At 55.9% G+C, this 13,860-nt stretch carries 11 protein-coding genes; 2 read left to right on the top strand and 9 right to left on the bottom strand.

All coding sequences use genetic code 11. The features are described from left to right. Positions 1 to 24: 24 nt before the first annotated feature. The 9 genes from sucC to W02_RS14855 form a co-directional block, all read right to left on the bottom strand. A complete protein-coding gene (gene sucC / locus W02_RS14895; protein ID WP_173049059.1) occupies positions 25 to 1,203 on the bottom strand; it encodes an ADP-forming succinate--CoA ligase subunit beta in 1,179 nt (392 codons plus the stop codon). A 96-nt stretch (positions 1,204 to 1,299) separates the two neighbouring features. Next, positions 1,300 to 2,883 (bottom strand): FAD-binding protein, encoded by a 1,584-nt coding sequence (locus W02_RS14890; protein WP_173049057.1) that lies wholly within the window; start codon positions 2,881 to 2,883, stop codon positions 1,300 to 1,302. Between the two features lie 100 nt (positions 2,884 to 2,983). Next, positions 2,984 to 3,694 carry a 2Fe-2S iron-sulfur cluster-binding protein gene (locus W02_RS14885; RefSeq protein WP_173049055.1) on the bottom strand — a complete coding sequence of 237 codons (711 nt, stop codon included), beginning with the start codon at positions 3,692 to 3,694 and terminating at the stop codon, positions 2,984 to 2,986. A 65-nt stretch (positions 3,695 to 3,759) separates the two neighbouring features. Then, positions 3,760 to 5,991: an NADP-dependent isocitrate dehydrogenase gene (locus W02_RS14880; protein ID WP_173049053.1), complete on the bottom strand. Its 2,232-nt coding sequence runs from the start codon at positions 5,989 to 5,991 to the stop codon at positions 3,760 to 3,762. Positions 5,992 to 6,016: 25 nt separating this feature from the next. Beyond that, positions 6,017 to 8,263: an aconitate hydratase gene (locus tag W02_RS14875; RefSeq protein WP_173049051.1), complete on the bottom strand. Its 2,247-nt coding sequence runs from the start codon at positions 8,261 to 8,263 to the stop codon at positions 6,017 to 6,019. 201 nt (positions 8,264 to 8,464) lie between these two features. Then, a complete protein-coding gene (locus W02_RS14870; RefSeq protein WP_173049049.1) occupies positions 8,465 to 10,285 on the bottom strand; it encodes a citrate/2-methylcitrate synthase in 1,821 nt (606 codons plus the stop codon). Between the two features lie 45 nt (positions 10,286 to 10,330). Next, a complete protein-coding gene (locus W02_RS14865) occupies positions 10,331 to 11,530 on the bottom strand; it encodes an ATP citrate lyase citrate-binding domain-containing protein (RefSeq protein ID WP_173049047.1) in 1,200 nt (399 codons plus the stop codon). A gap of 161 nt (positions 11,531 to 11,691) precedes the next feature. Then, positions 11,692 to 12,573: a bifunctional DNA-formamidopyrimidine glycosylase/DNA-(apurinic or apyrimidinic site) lyase gene (gene mutM / locus W02_RS14860; protein WP_173049045.1), complete on the bottom strand. Its 882-nt coding sequence runs from the start codon at positions 12,571 to 12,573 to the stop codon at positions 11,692 to 11,694. 59 nt (positions 12,574 to 12,632) lie between these two features. Further along, positions 12,633 to 13,061: a dual specificity protein phosphatase gene (locus W02_RS14855; protein ID WP_173049043.1), complete on the bottom strand. Its 429-nt coding sequence runs from the start codon at positions 13,059 to 13,061 to the stop codon at positions 12,633 to 12,635. A 97-nt stretch (positions 13,062 to 13,158) separates the two neighbouring features. Here W02_RS14855 and W02_RS14850 point away from each other — a divergent pair, with 97 nt between their 5' ends. Both W02_RS14850 and W02_RS14845 read left to right on the top strand, forming a co-directional pair. Next, positions 13,159 to 13,524, top strand: coding sequence for a hypothetical protein (locus tag W02_RS14850; protein WP_232068558.1), 366 nt, complete (start codon positions 13,159 to 13,161; stop codon positions 13,522 to 13,524). Between the two features lie 38 nt (positions 13,525 to 13,562). Then, positions 13,563 to 13,745, top strand: coding sequence for a hypothetical protein (locus W02_RS14845; protein WP_173049041.1), 183 nt, complete (start codon positions 13,563 to 13,565; stop codon positions 13,743 to 13,745). Positions 13,746 to 13,860 lie beyond the last annotated feature (115 nt).

The following is a 13,860-nucleotide window of genomic DNA, read 5'->3' as shown; positions in this document are numbered from 1 at the left end:
AACATTCTCCATGGCATGGTGGTCTTACGCCGCCTTTCCGGTCAGCTTCACGATTTTCTGCGCCGCTTCCCACAAATCGTTGGCGACCTCCAATTTGAGGCCTGATTCCGCCAGGAGGTTGCGTCCTTCTTCTGCATTGGTCCCCTGCAAACGGACGACCAACGGGACGGAGATTTTGACTTCCTTGGCCGCTTCGATGACGCCATGGGCAATGCGCTCACAGCGGACGATCCCTCCGAAAATATTGATGAAGATGCCCTTGACGTTGGGATCCTTGAGGAGAATGCGAAATCCGGCCGCGACCGTCTCCTTCGTCGCACCGCCACCCACATCCAGAAAATTTGCCGGTTCGCTGCCGGCGAGCTTGATGACATCCATGGTGGCCATCGCCAGCCCGGCCCCATTCACCATGCAGCCGATATTGCCGTCCAGTTTTACGTAATTCAGGTTGTTCGCTGTCGCTTCAATCTCCAGCGGCTCTTCTTCGTTCAAGTCCCGCATTTTCTGGACGTCCTCATGCTTGAAGAGGCCGTTATCGTCAAAGGAAACCTTGCCGTCGAGGGCGACAAGCGTTTTCTCCTTCGTGATGATCAGCGGATTGATTTCAACGAGCGCCGCGTTCTTTTCCATGAACAGACGATAGAGGTTCCCAAGCAGCTGCACGAATGGGTTGATGACTGCGGGCTCAATCTGCTGGAGCCCCAAGGCAAACGCCACATTGCGGCCATTGTGTCCTTGAAAACCGACAGACGGATCGATGGCTTCCTTGATGATCTTTTCAGGGGACTTTTCTGCGACTTCTTCGATTTCCATTCCACCTTCCGTGCTCGCGATAAAGGTGGGGCACCCCGTATCGCGGTCCACGAGAATCGAAAGATAGAGTTCCTTGGCGATATTCGCTCCCTCTTCCATCAAGAGACGGTGAACTTTGCGTCCTTTAGGGCCTGTCTGGTGCGTTACCAGGGTTTTTCCGATGAGTTCCTTGGCCAGACCCGCCACTGCCGTCTTGTCCTTGGTGATCTTGACTCCTCCGGCCTTGCCTCGCCCGCCTGCATGGATCTGCGCTTTGACGACGAACACGGGAGTATTGAGCTCATTCGCCCAGGCCGTGGCAGTCTCTGGATTTGTAATCTCTCTTCCACGCGGCACCGGCACACCGAATTGAGCGAACAATGCCTTCGCCTGAAATTCATGAACGTTCATAACGCTCCTTCTCCACTTCCTTCGCTTCGCGGGGCCGGTCACGGCTGTTCCGAGCCGATTCAATGCTTCCCTGCCCATGCACTCGGCCGTGTGTTCCTATCCGGCTTTCCTCGTATAGGCCGGCAAGATCATCGGGGAGATGACACCGCTCAGGCTGCCGTGTTTTTTCGCATTTGCGCGGAACCGCTCCAGGTGTTTTACCGTCAATCGACCCTGTGGCATCGATGCGGCTCGCGACGCCGCGATCAAGCCGGAACGCTTGCCAAACACCATCAGATCGAGAAGCGAATTCCCCATCAGTCGGTTGCGTCCATGCAACCCGCCGGACGCTTCTCCCGCTACAAATAAATTGCCGACGTTGGTCTCCGAATTCGTGTCGATCTTGACCCCTCCGTTTTGATAGTGCAGGGTCGGATAAATCAGCACAGGGTCCTTGCTGATGTCGATACCGAACCGTTCAAACTGCAACATCATGGCCGGGAAATGTTTCTCTACCGTACCCGGCCCGTGTTCCGCATCGAGCAATGGTGTATCGAGCCACACACCCACGCGACCGGACATCGTACGGATCCCTCGGCCCTCCTCACACTCGCGGATGATCGATGACGAGACCACATCCCGCGTATCCAGCTCATTCACAAACCGTTCACCCTTGGCATTCACGAGATGTCCGCCTTCGGACCGGATTCCCTCTGTGACCAATGCTCCGATCAACTGCTCTGGATAGACGGCCCCGGAGGGATGGTATTGGAAGGTGTCGACGTGAGCCAATGCCGCTCCCATTCGATAGGAAAGACAGAGCCCGTCTCCTGTCGCCCCATAGTGATTGCTGGTGGGAAATCCTTGAATGTGGAGCCGGCCAATGCCTCCGGTGGCCAGAATGACCGTCTTGGCGGCCACCACAACATACCGGTGATTATCCAAATCTTTGAAAATGGCGCCGGAGCACTTGCCGCCCTCATCGCTTAACAGTTCGACGGCGGCACAGAACTCCAGCAATTGAATTTTTTGATTGATGACCTCATCTTTCAGCACACGCATAATCTCGAGGCCGGTATAGTCGGAGCAGGTCAACAACCGGGGCTTTGAGCTCCCGCCCCCCTTCTTGACATGAAGGTTTCCGTCCGCCTGCCGGTCGAAGAGCACCCCCAGCCCGATCAACCACTTGGCAATAGCGGGGCCTTCTTCCACCATGACCTTGAGCAGCTGATGGTCGTTCTTCATGTGGCCGCCCTTGAGGGTATCGAGAAAATGCGTGACCGGTGAGTCCTCTGGGGCCACCGAGATCTGCATACCACCCTGCGCCATCACGCTATTGGAATCACCCAACCGCAGCTTCGTGGCGAGAATCACTTTGGCCCCGGCGCCATGAGCATGCAACGCGGCGGCACAACCGGCCCCACCTCCCCCTATGACAAGCACGTCGGTTGTATAGTGGGGCGTCAGATCGACGTCTTCTCCGATGAGGCTGTCGCCTTCGAGAAGCGTCGCGAGTTCGACGACCGTCTTCTCACCGGCATTGGGTCCGAAGCGAATGGGTCGGTAGGCGCTTTCGCGTGAATCCGGATGATATTTCTTGATCAGCTGGTCACGATCGGCAGGAGAGAACTTGGGAAGGGTCTGTTTACGCCTGGCATCTCTGGTCTTGTGAACAATCTGTTGCAGTGCGTGAATATCCATGATGATTAGGATGTGCGGGAGAGGAGGTGCATCTCAGGATATGGCCGGATCCTGGCCAAGCGCTGCGCACTTCGGCTTGAATGCACGCAATGCCAGCCCCTCATTTTACCGTCGCACAGTGATCGACCAACTCCTTCTCGTTCATCTTCAGAATGTGGTTCCACTCTTCATTGAAACGTCCGTTCTCAATCTCATGGATTCGTGTCTCCAGCCCCTTTGGTTTCTCCGTAAAGTGGGCGCCTTGAGCGCGACTGACATAGAGGGCCACAAGGTTTGGGGCGATATCCGCAATACACACGGGGGTGCACATTCCGCACATGACACAATCCATGAACATCTCGGACACGCCTTTAAAATCTCCGAACACGGCTTTCCACACGCCTTCTCGAACATCGATCTTTTGCGGACAGGCTTCCGTACAGGCGTTGCAATTCCGGCACAGCGGCGCTTCCGGATATAGATTGAACAGATCCTGCTTGGGATCCTGCAGTTTCTGAATGTCGTACGTGGCCTTGCGCGCTGGAAACGGCGGCATCATCGTAAAGGACATACCGTCCTGGACCGCCGTCTGGCAGGCTAGACACGTCTTCACCTTTGGATCGTCCTTGGTGCGGTAGTATGTCGCGCACGCGCCGCAAAACCCGCCGAGACAGCCCGCGCCCCTGACGACTTCCTGTCCCGTATACCACAACGCCTTGATGACGGTGATGCCCTCTGGCACCTCGTACGTCTTACCGGAAATTTCGATCGTTACCATCCGAGGTGTGAGCACTTCGGGTTGGTCGATCACATTCGCGTTTTCTTGAGCCATATCCCTCAAATGGGCAAATCGGCAAGGCGAGACAGACATCTCGCCTTGCCGTTCATCGCGCTAGCTTACGCGATCGCATCGATGATCGCGTTCAACGTCGCGCTCGGACGCATCGCTTTGGACGCCTTCGTATCGTCCGGATGGTAGTAGCCTCCGACATCTTGGGGCTTGCCCTGCGCCGCGAGCAATTCGCCGTCGATCTTTTTCTCGTTGTCGCTCAGATCCTTCGCGATCTTCGTAAATCTTTCTGCGATCTTTTTGTCTGCCGTCTGCGCGGCCAAGGCCTGCGCCCAATAAAGCGCAAGGTAAAAGTGGCTGCCGCGGTTGTCGATTTCACCGACTTTTCTGGCAGGTGACTTGTTGCTCTCCAAAAATTTCGCATTGGCCTGATCCAGCGTGTCCGCCAGAATCTTTGCAACCTGATTGTTCCCTACCTTTGCCAGGTGTTCCAACGAGGCGGCCAAGGCCAGAAACTCGCCGAGCGAATCCCAACGGAGATACCCCTCCTCCTGGAACTGCTGCACGTGCTTCGGCGCCGATCCTCCCGCGCCAGTCTCGAACAAGCCGCCGCCATTCAGCAACGGAACGATCGAGAGCATCTTGGCACTGGTCCCGATTTCGAGAATCGGGAAGAGGTCCGTGAGATAGTCGCGGAGAACGTTACCGGTACAGGAAATCGTGTCCTTACCTTCCTTCATCCGTTCCAACGAGAACCGACACGCCTCAGCCGGCGACAGGATCCGGATATCGAGACCCGCCGTATCATGCTTCGGCAGATAGGCATTGACCTTTTTGATCAGCTCCGCATCATGCGCGCGATCCTTATTCAACCAGAACACGGCCGGAGTGCCGCTCGCCTTCGCACGGGTCACCGCCAGTTTCACCCAATCCTGAATCGGAGCATCCTTTACTTGACAGGCGCGCCAAATATCACCCTCTTCGACTTTATGCTCAAGCAACGTCTTGCCGGAGGCATCGACCACGCGCATCGTCCCATTGCCGGGCGCCTTGAACGTCTTGTCGTGCGAACCGTACTCTTCGGCCGCTTGCGCCATTAATCCAACGTTGGGCACACTGCCCATCGTCTTTGGGTCGAACGCGCCGTGCTTTTTACAAAATTCGACCACCTCGTGATACACCGGCGCGTAGCTGGCGTCAGGAATCACGCACTTGACATCCTGCAGCTTGCCTTCCGGATTCCACATTTTGCCTGAATCACGGATCACGGGAGGCATGGAGGCGTCGATGATGATATCGCTCGGCACGTGGAGATTGGTAATCCCCTTGTCGCTGTTCACCATCGCCATGGGAGGTCTCTTCTTGTAGACCTCTTGAATATCTGCTTCGATGGCCTTTCGCTGTTCGTCCGGCAAAGCCTTGATCTTGGCGTATAAATCGCCGATGCCGTTGTCCGGATCGACGCCGAGCTTTTTGAGCGTTTCGCCGTGCTTCTGGAACACATCCTTGTAGAACACGGTCACGGCATGTCCGAAGATCTTCGGGTCGGAGATCTTCATCATGGTGGCCTTCATGTGAAGGGAGAACAACACGCCCTGTTTTTTCGCCTCCTCGATCTGCTCCTCGAGGAATGTGCGCAGGGCCTTCACGCTCATAAACGTGGCATCAAGGACTTCACCGGCCTGAAGCGCAATCTTGTCCTTCAACACGGTGGTCTTGCCGTCGGCCCCTACAAACTCGATCTTCGCCGTAGTTGCGGCCGGGACGGTGATGGATTTTTCGTTCGAGCGGAAATCGCCGCTCTTCATGTGGGAGACATGGGTCTTGGAGTCCGAGGTCCAGGCACCCATCTTGTGCGGATGTTTGCGAGCATACGCCTTCACGGACAAGGGAGCGCGGCGATCGGAGTTGCCTTCGCGGAGCACGGGATTGACCGCGCTGCCTTTGACTTTGTCGTAACGGGCCTTGATGTCCTTCTCCTTGTCATCCTTCGGGTTCTCCGGGTAATCCGGTAATTTGTAGCCTTGTTGTTGCAATTCCTTGATCGTCGCCACCAACTGCGGGATCGAGGCGCTGATGTTTGGCAGCTTGATGATATTGGCTTCCGGTGTCTTTGCCATTTCGCCAAGCTCGGCTAAGGCATCGTGTTGCTTCTGTTGCGACGTCAAATATTCCGGGAATACCGCAATGACACGGCCGGCCAGGGAGATGTCCCGCAATTCGACGCTCACTCCAGCCGCCTTTGAGAACGCATTGATGATGGGGAGAAACGAATAGGTCGCCAGCATGGGCGCTTCGTCTGTCTTCGTATAAATGATCTTGTCAGCTTTCGTCGTCATAGCATCCTCTCTCACCGTCCGTTGATTAATTGAGCGCGTTCAACGCTGAACCCGCCCTGAACCATGCGATTTGTTGCTCCGTCATGCTATGGTTCGCCTGGATGATGAGCGTTTGGCCATCCGTCTTGTGGATTGTCACCTGCACCGGCTTGCCGGGGGCCAAACTCTGTAGCCCCGTCACACTGATGCGGTCGTTCTGCTCAATCTTCTCGTAGTCCTTCGGATCAGAGAAGGTCAACGCCAAGATCCCCTGTTTCTTCAAATTCGTCTCATGAATGCGCGCAAAGCTCTTGGTGATGACCGCGCGCACGTTCAGAAACCGCGGCGACATCGCCGCATGCTCACGGCTGCTTCCTTCGCCATAATTTTCGTCGCCGACAACGAACGACGCGATGCTTTTGGCTTTATAGGCTCGGGCGATCTGCGCGATCGTGAGGTCGGACTCCCCGGTCAGTACATTGGTCCCCTTGCCGGGCTCTGACGCAAACGCGTTGTTCGCGCCGAGAAACATATTGTCGCTGATCTTATCGAGATGGCCACGGAACTTGAGCCATGGTCCGGCGGGTGAAATATGATCCGTGGTCGTTTTGCCCTTGGTCTTGATCAGGAGCGGCAACTTCTCGAAATCTTTGCCGTCCCAACGGGGGAACGGCTGAAGCAATTGCAATCGTTCACTTGTGGCGGGAATATCCACCGTCAACGCATCGCCGCTGTCTGCCGGGGCGATGAAACCCTCTTCACCTTTGGCAAATCCCTTTGCCGGCAGTTCCTCACCGACCGGCGGTTCCAACTTGAACTCTTTACCGTCGGCACCCTTGAGTGTGTGATTCACTGGGTCGAAGCCGAGGTCGCCGGACAACGCATAGGCCGTCACGACTTCCGGACTGGCGAGAAACGATAGGGTTTCACTGATGCCGTCGTTGCGTCCCGGAAAATTTCGATTGAAGGAACTCACGATCGAGTCGGCCTTACCTTTGACACCGTCGGCGCGCTTCCATTGACCGATGCAGGGCCCGCAGGAATTCGACAACACGGTACCGCCCAACTGTTCGAAGGTATCCAAAAACCCATCACGCTTCATCGTGTGATAAATGCGTTCGGAGCCCGGCGAGATCAAAAAGGATGACTTGGCCTTGATACCGGCATTGAGACCCTGCCGCGCGATGTGTGCGGAACGGCTGATGTCTTCATAGGAGCTGTTTGTACAGCTGCCGATCAGCGCCGCCTTCAGTTCAACCGGATATCCCTTTTCCTTCGCTTCCGATGCCAGCTTGGAAATCGGACGGGCCAAATCTGGCGTGTGGGGGCCCACCACATGCGGTTCGAGCGTTGAAAGATCGACCTCGACGATCTGGTCATAATATTTTTCAGGAGCCTGATGGACCTCCGGATCTGCGACCAGCAGGTCTTTATGAGACAGCGCGAAATTGGCCAGATCGCCGCGGTCGGTGATCTTCATGTAGGCGACCATTTTCTGATCGAACGGAAAGACCGACGTGGTCGCGCCCAGCTCCGCTCCCATATTGCAGATGGTGCCCTTGCCCGTCGCGCTGATGGTTTCTGCTCCGGGACCGAAATACTCGACGATCTTATTCGTGCCGCCTTTTACCGTGAGCAGCCCGCAGAGATACAGAATGACATCTTTGGGAGACGCCCAACCGTTCAACTTGCCGGTGAGCCGCACGCCGATCAATTTAGGATCGAGGACCTCCCATGGCAATCCTGCCATCACCTCACCGGCGTCCGCACCGCCGACTCCAATGGCCAGCATGCCCAGTCCACCGCCATTGGGCGTATGGGAGTCCGTCCCGATAATCAATCCGCCTGGAAAAGCATAGTTCTCCAGGACCACCTGGTGAATGATGCCCGCGCCCGGCTTCCAAAATCCGATGCCGTACTTTTTGGCCGCTGACGCAAGAAAGTTATAGACTTCTTTGTTTTCGTCCATCGCGCGCAGGAGATCTTTTTGCGAGCCCATCTCGGCCCTGATGAGATGGTCGCAATGAATCGTGCTGGGAACCGCGACCTTTTTCTTGTTGGCCTGCATAAACTGCAACATCGCCATCTGAGCGGTGGCATCCTGCATGGCCACACGATCCGGCCGCAACGACAGCATGGCCTTCCCACGCTGCCACGTCTGGGCATCGAAGTTGTCGGCGTGCGACACGAGAATTTTTTCCGCCAACGTCAACCCGCGGCCAAACTTCTTCCTGGCTTTGGCAAACACCTCTGGCATTCTGGCGTACAACTTTTTGGCAAGATCCATCGACATAACTGTTCTCCATCTTCTATGTAAGCATTGATCGTCGGACGCGCCGCCGGGCATCTCATCCGGCTCCGACACCGGCCGGATAGTCCCTTCCGGTTATGCTATTTCAGCAAGGACGCGTCCCGCAACTGCTCTCGACGAACGAATGAAGCCGTCACGTAGCGGCCGGCCTTCCGCAGTCCTACCTCCTCGGCACGGCATGCGCTATTTCAAAGGCGGAACTTCACGTCTCTTGGGGGCCGCGTAGTTCACCAGATAGTCAAACAATCTGATCAAACGGCTATCCTGCCGCTTTTGATCGACCCAATGACCGATCAGTCCAATCGTGCGTGACAGAATGAAAAACCCGTTCAAGCTGTCGACCGGAAAGCCGATATCGACCAGGACGGCCGCCATCGTACCGTCGACATTCAAAATCAAGTTATCCTTTTTGACCGCGGTCACTTTCTCAACCTCCAGCGCGAAGTCGAGACAAGGCGTCTTGATATTCAAACTCTTTACGTATCCGACCAATTCCTTGACCCGCTTATCGGGATTACGGAGGCTCTTCACACGGTGACCGATCCCCGGAACCGGCCCAACATGCTTTTTCATATGGGCCAGGAATTCATCGACGGTCATCTTTTGGTCGACGGCGTACTTGAAATAGCGTCCGGCATCCGTCACGGCGCCGCCGAACCGCGGTCCGATCATGATGAGACCGGCTGCGACCGCTTGCGACAGGCCAATACCCGCGCAAGCCGCCAGAATCGTCGCATACGCGCCGCTGACACATGGACCATGGTCGGCCGAGAGCATCATAATTCGCTTGATGATCTCTGCTTCCTGCTTGGAGATCAGCCGTTTATCCCAGAGCAGACCGATGACGTGTGGGATTTCATAGCCTTTGTTGATGAGTTCGGAGGCAGGATACCCGTCATAGCAAGGCTCGTCCCCACGATCGTCGCTGATCGTCGTACGGATCAGCGGAGCGACCATGACTTCATCCGCTTTCATGGCCTCTTCGATCGACTTGGGCAGCTTCGGCAATACAGCGGGCTCCACCGGCTCTTTGACCTGACCGGATTTCAGCAGGTCCTGATACGTTTCCTTGATGGCAGGACCGAGCGCCCCAAATGTGGCCGGCACGATGGCTCCCGCTTTCTTGAGCGCATCGGACTTCGATCTCGCCGACCCTTCGCCCTTCATGCCCTCTTTCGCGCCGGCATGTCCGAACTTCATGCCTTTCGGCAAGCTCTCCTGACAGAATCCAGACACGACACCGATCAGCTTGATCCTGCGCTTCCTCGCTCCATACCACTCGGCCGCACGCTCTTCGAGATCCCCGCCCATCTCTCCTACAATGATCACGGCCTTTGTCTGCGGATCATTCTCGAACATCTCAAGGTAACTGACGTAGTCCGTGCCAGGATACGCATCGCCGCCAATACCGATCGCGGTCGTGATTCCGTCGGCGAACTGGGAGCAGATCCAGATGATTTCGTTGGACAACCCTCCCGATTTCGTAATGACCCCGAACGATCCTTCCCGATAGAGCTTGGAGAGAACGAGGTTGTCGAATGCCCCACCGATGACGCCGAGACGACACGCCCCGGCCGAAATGATCCCGATAGAGGATGGCCCATTGAAGACTTTACCGAGCTTGCGAGCGTGGGTTCCCAGCAGTTTCGCGTCCTTCTCCGGCACACCCTCCGTGATCATCGAAACGACCTTGATATGCGAATCGTCCAAGGCCTCCAGACCGCCCTTCATGGCCCGATCAGCTCCGATGTAGACGAGGCTCGTATTGATGGCGGGGTGATGCTTCGTGGCTTCGGCAATGGACTTGTAGACGGGAATGGCGAGCAATCCGCTTCCATAAGGAATCTCATTCGTTTTGCCTGCGTCCGGCGGATAGACAAACGCTTCGACATTCAGCGGTCGCTTAATGAGGTAACTGAACTCGGCCATGCGGCGGGCGGCGTTGACTCCGGCCTGACCGCCTTGAATTACTACGCGGGTGTCTTTGTTCGCCAGGATACTCATCGGGATCTCCCCTTACATCGCTCGGATCATTGGTTCTATGGCAGGTTATTTCGTTTGGAGCGCCTTATCGACGATGTCGGTCAGCGGTGTATTGCGATCGTAGACATGAATGTCAAAACCCTCGTCTTTCAGCGCGCGCATGGCATCGAGACCTTCTTTTTCGCGCGGGCCGCCGCGGCGCACCCAGATCTTGACGTTCTTGAGCTTGCCTTCGGACTTTGCCTTGCGAAATCCGTTAATGATGCCGCCGAAGGTTTTCTTGACGTCGGTAAAGTTGGCGATGGCTCCCCCGACAATGATGTTCTTAATGCCGGGCAACGAACAGACCTTGTCAGTCAGCACTTCAACGGCCCAATCCGGAGGATCGCCAGAGTACTCGGCGTAGTTGGCAAGCTTTCCGCCGCGTGCAACCACTGCGTCCGAGTAGTACACACTGGCCCCACCTCCCGCCGGAAGCATCGCCGTGTCCCCACCGGGGATCTCGATAAACTTGACCGATCCCTTGATCTTGCTGTCGACCGCCATGACTTCCATTTCTTCCCTGGAGTAGGCGCGGCCGAACTCCGCCGCAAATTGGAAATTCCAATCCGGATGACGGAACTTGGCATCCCCATCGAGCAGCGTCACGGCATCAAGCGCCACCAGTTCTCCATCGCTCTCGCGGGTGACGACGGGATTGACTTCCAGGTACTGGGCATCTTCGCTGTCGAAGCAGGTAAACATCTTGCCGGCAAAATCGGCCATTTTTTTCGCGAGCGGACCGGTAAACCCGGCATCTTTGGCCAGCTTTTCCAAAGAGTCAGCGGTTGGCGACTGTCCCACGTCAAGAGTCAGCCGTTTGACCCGTTCCCAGTTCGATTCCACTTCGATTCCACCGCAATTGGCCACCAGGACCTCGCTGCCCTCACGGGTGGACTTGACGGCGCAGTAATATTCTTCCTTGTGAGGAATCATTTCCGACACAATGACTTGCGAGACCGTGATGCTTCCCACATGACGGCCGATCATTTCCTTGGCCGCCGCAACCGCACCGTTGAGGTCGAGTCCGACTTTGACCAGCCCGAGCTTGAATCTGGACCCCAAGGCTTCGTGCGCCTTGGCCACCAGTTTTGTCTGTTTCATCCAATCATTGGCTTGCCCGAGTTTGGCGAGTTCATCGGCGGACGTGACGACGACATAGTTTGGAACGGCAATTCCCCACTTCTTCATCAGTCCCATGCCGGGACCTTCCAGCACTTTGGCCATGACGGATCTCCTCTCAAACCGGTAATGATACGGGCGATAGGGGAGCCGGATTGTAACGAAATAGCGGGGATGACTCAATACACCAGAGGTACTAAAGCATGGAGATCAAAAGGCCTATCCTGCGGCCTGGGAGGAAGATATCGATCGCAAAATACCGTTTTCTAAAGGAATTGTGGAATTGTCTTTTCGATCCGGGCTGCTGAACGATTTCTTAGGCGTTTTGTCTGGCACGAAGGACAAATAAAGGAGCTGCGCTCTCCATGCAGGCGACGAATTGTTCCTCCACATTTGTTTGGACAGGAAAGCCCCTCTTTCCCATACACGAGATGCCGTTGTTTATATTGTCCTTCCGTCCCGTCCGGAGCAAAAAAGTCTCGGACGCTGGAGCCGCCGCACCTGATGGCATCTTGAAGCACCGCTTGGGTCAGGTCATAGAGATGCTCGACCGTGTGCATCGAAAGACGAGAGGCTCGGACATCTGGATGAAGACCCGCTCGAAATAGGATCTCGTTGGCATAGATATTCCCAATCCCTGCAACGGATTGCTGGTGCATGAGGAGCGCCTTCAGTCGACCTCTGCGCTGCCTGACAATACCGAGAAAATCTTCCCTGCTGGCGGACAGGGGGTCCAGACCAAACCGACGGGCAATGTATCGATTGAGCCCTGCTCTATCGAACAACGAGATCCGGCCGAATCGTCGCGGGTTCCAATAACACAACTCCGGCTCATCTCCTCCGATGAAAGATACCCGCACATGCACGTGCTGCGGATGGCGTGCCTGGGCTGAACGGAAAAGCAGGAGACCGGTCATTCCAAGCTCTGCGACAATAAAGCGAACCGTGCCCTCCTTATGAAACCCCATGGCGACGCTTTTCCCATAGCGGTCGACGGTGCGCAGCGACGCGCCTTGGAACCAGGACAGGAGGGGAAGTCCTTCGCGGACGATATCCTCCCGTCCAATCCATGCATCAGTCAGCACCGCACCTACCAGACGGTTCCGGATTTGTCGGGCGACAATCTCTGCCTCCGGCAATTCAGGCATGACGTACTAGCCTCCCGGTAAGAAAGTAACATGGGAATGATGAACAGGTGACGTTTCCATCACGGCAACACAGTGCGCATACGGGTCTGCCGGATGGTTTGAACTTTCTCGATCGCAGATCGGAGGTCGGGAAGCGGAAGCGCTCCGGGCCGACGGCTGATGGCCAGTTGTAGCACGTCATCATAGGTCAGACGTTCCGTGCAGCACAAATAGGCCATCACCACGGATACGGATCTGCCCATTCCCGCTCGACAACAGACCATCACGACATTGTCAGCACTTTGCTGTTCGAGCCATGTCACGGCACGATCGAGCAACGACACATCTGGAGGCCCATATTCCTTGAAAGGGATATATTGATAGGCCAACCCGGACGGAGGGTCCGCTGAAAATTCCTCCGCAACGAAGAGCAGGGCGGCCACTTTTGCCGGCGGCCGCTCGGCCTCGTACACATTGCCGACCCATAACCGTTCAGTAATCGCATGCATGGATGCTCAGTATACGCGCGTCTGTTCGGAGTTCAATAGGGACCTCCTGCGTTGCGGACAAGCAGAGGCAACGCTTATACTGCGCTGAGGGGGAAAGATGTCCATGTCTCGTCCGTCCGTACAGGAAGTCGAATCCAGATTGGCAACCGTTCAGTGCGCGGTCTGCAAAGGGTCCAGCTTTGGGGTCGATCAACGATTCATGCAAACGGATGGCGAATGGCGTGGCATCTGCAAGAAATGCTTTTATAGTTTTCCCATCTATACCGACATGGAGTTTTATCTCCGCACCCAGCCAGACGTGCCGTATCGGCTGAAGGACATTTCCTGCACGGCATGCAACCATCGGGGGGTCAGCTTGGATTTTCGTGCGACGATGTCCGTCCGCGAGGCCATCTATTTTGTGACCTGCGGAAATTGCAAGAGAACGTTCCCTGAACCGTCGTCCTTGGAAGCCTTTGAATAACCCCCATTCCGTTTCCTAAAGTAGTGTATACTTCAGCCATGAGCGACCAGCCCAAACAGCCGGAACCGCCTGAAGCCGAGAAACAAGCAACAGCCCGCAAGGAGATTCCACTGATATCCGTTCCGAATGATCGCGACATGATTGCCGAAGAAATGGAAGAGTTGTTCGAAGAGGATAAAGTGTCGCACCAGCACGGCAGTTCCGAGCCGGAAGCAGATTAGGACCTTATTCGTTTCCTATTCTTTAGGGTCAAATCTCCGCCCCGTATTTGCACATCCTCGCATCCTCCGCGCTAAGATCCAGTGGTCGGCATCCGTCTTCCTCGCCTAGGTCGAA

It is taken from the genome of Nitrospira sp. KM1, from assembly GCF_011405515.1.
Classification (GTDB): domain Bacteria; phylum Nitrospirota; class Nitrospiria; order Nitrospirales; family Nitrospiraceae; genus Nitrospira_C.
Note: the sequence above shows the minus strand (reverse complement) of the source record. Positions and strands in the feature narration are given on the sequence as shown.

Coding starts and splice junctions, on each gene's coding strand:
- W02_RS14865 (WP_173049047.1), bottom strand. CDS start 11,530: ATGGCCAAAGTGCTGGAAGGTCCCGGCATGGGACTGATGAAGAAGTGG.
- W02_RS14870 (WP_173049049.1), bottom strand. CDS start 10,285: ATGAGTATCCTGGCGAACAAAGACACCCGCGTAGTAATTCAAGGCGGT.
- W02_RS14890 (WP_173049057.1), bottom strand. CDS start 2,883: ATGGATATTCACGCACTGCAACAGATTGTTCACAAGACCAGAGATGCC.
- W02_RS14855 (WP_173049043.1), bottom strand. CDS start 13,061: ATGCATGCGATTACTGAACGGTTATGGGTCGGCAATGTGTACGAGGCC.
- sucC (WP_173049059.1), bottom strand. CDS start 1,203: ATGAACGTTCATGAATTTCAGGCGAAGGCATTGTTCGCTCAATTCGGT.
- W02_RS14845 (WP_173049041.1), top strand. CDS start 13,563: ATGAGCGACCAGCCCAAACAGCCGGAACCGCCTGAAGCCGAGAAACAA.
- mutM (WP_173049045.1), bottom strand. CDS start 12,573: ATGCCTGAATTGCCGGAGGCAGAGATTGTCGCCCGACAAATCCGGAAC.
- W02_RS14875 (WP_173049051.1), bottom strand. CDS start 8,263: ATGTCGATGGATCTTGCCAAAAAGTTGTACGCCAGAATGCCAGAGGTG.
- W02_RS14850 (WP_232068558.1), top strand. CDS start 13,159: ATGTCCATGTCTCGTCCGTCCGTACAGGAAGTCGAATCCAGATTGGCA.
- W02_RS14885 (WP_173049055.1), bottom strand. CDS start 3,694: ATGGCTCAAGAAAACGCGAATGTGATCGACCAACCCGAAGTGCTCACA.
- W02_RS14880 (WP_173049053.1), bottom strand. CDS start 5,991: ATGACGACGAAAGCTGACAAGATCATTTATACGAAGACAGACGAAGCG.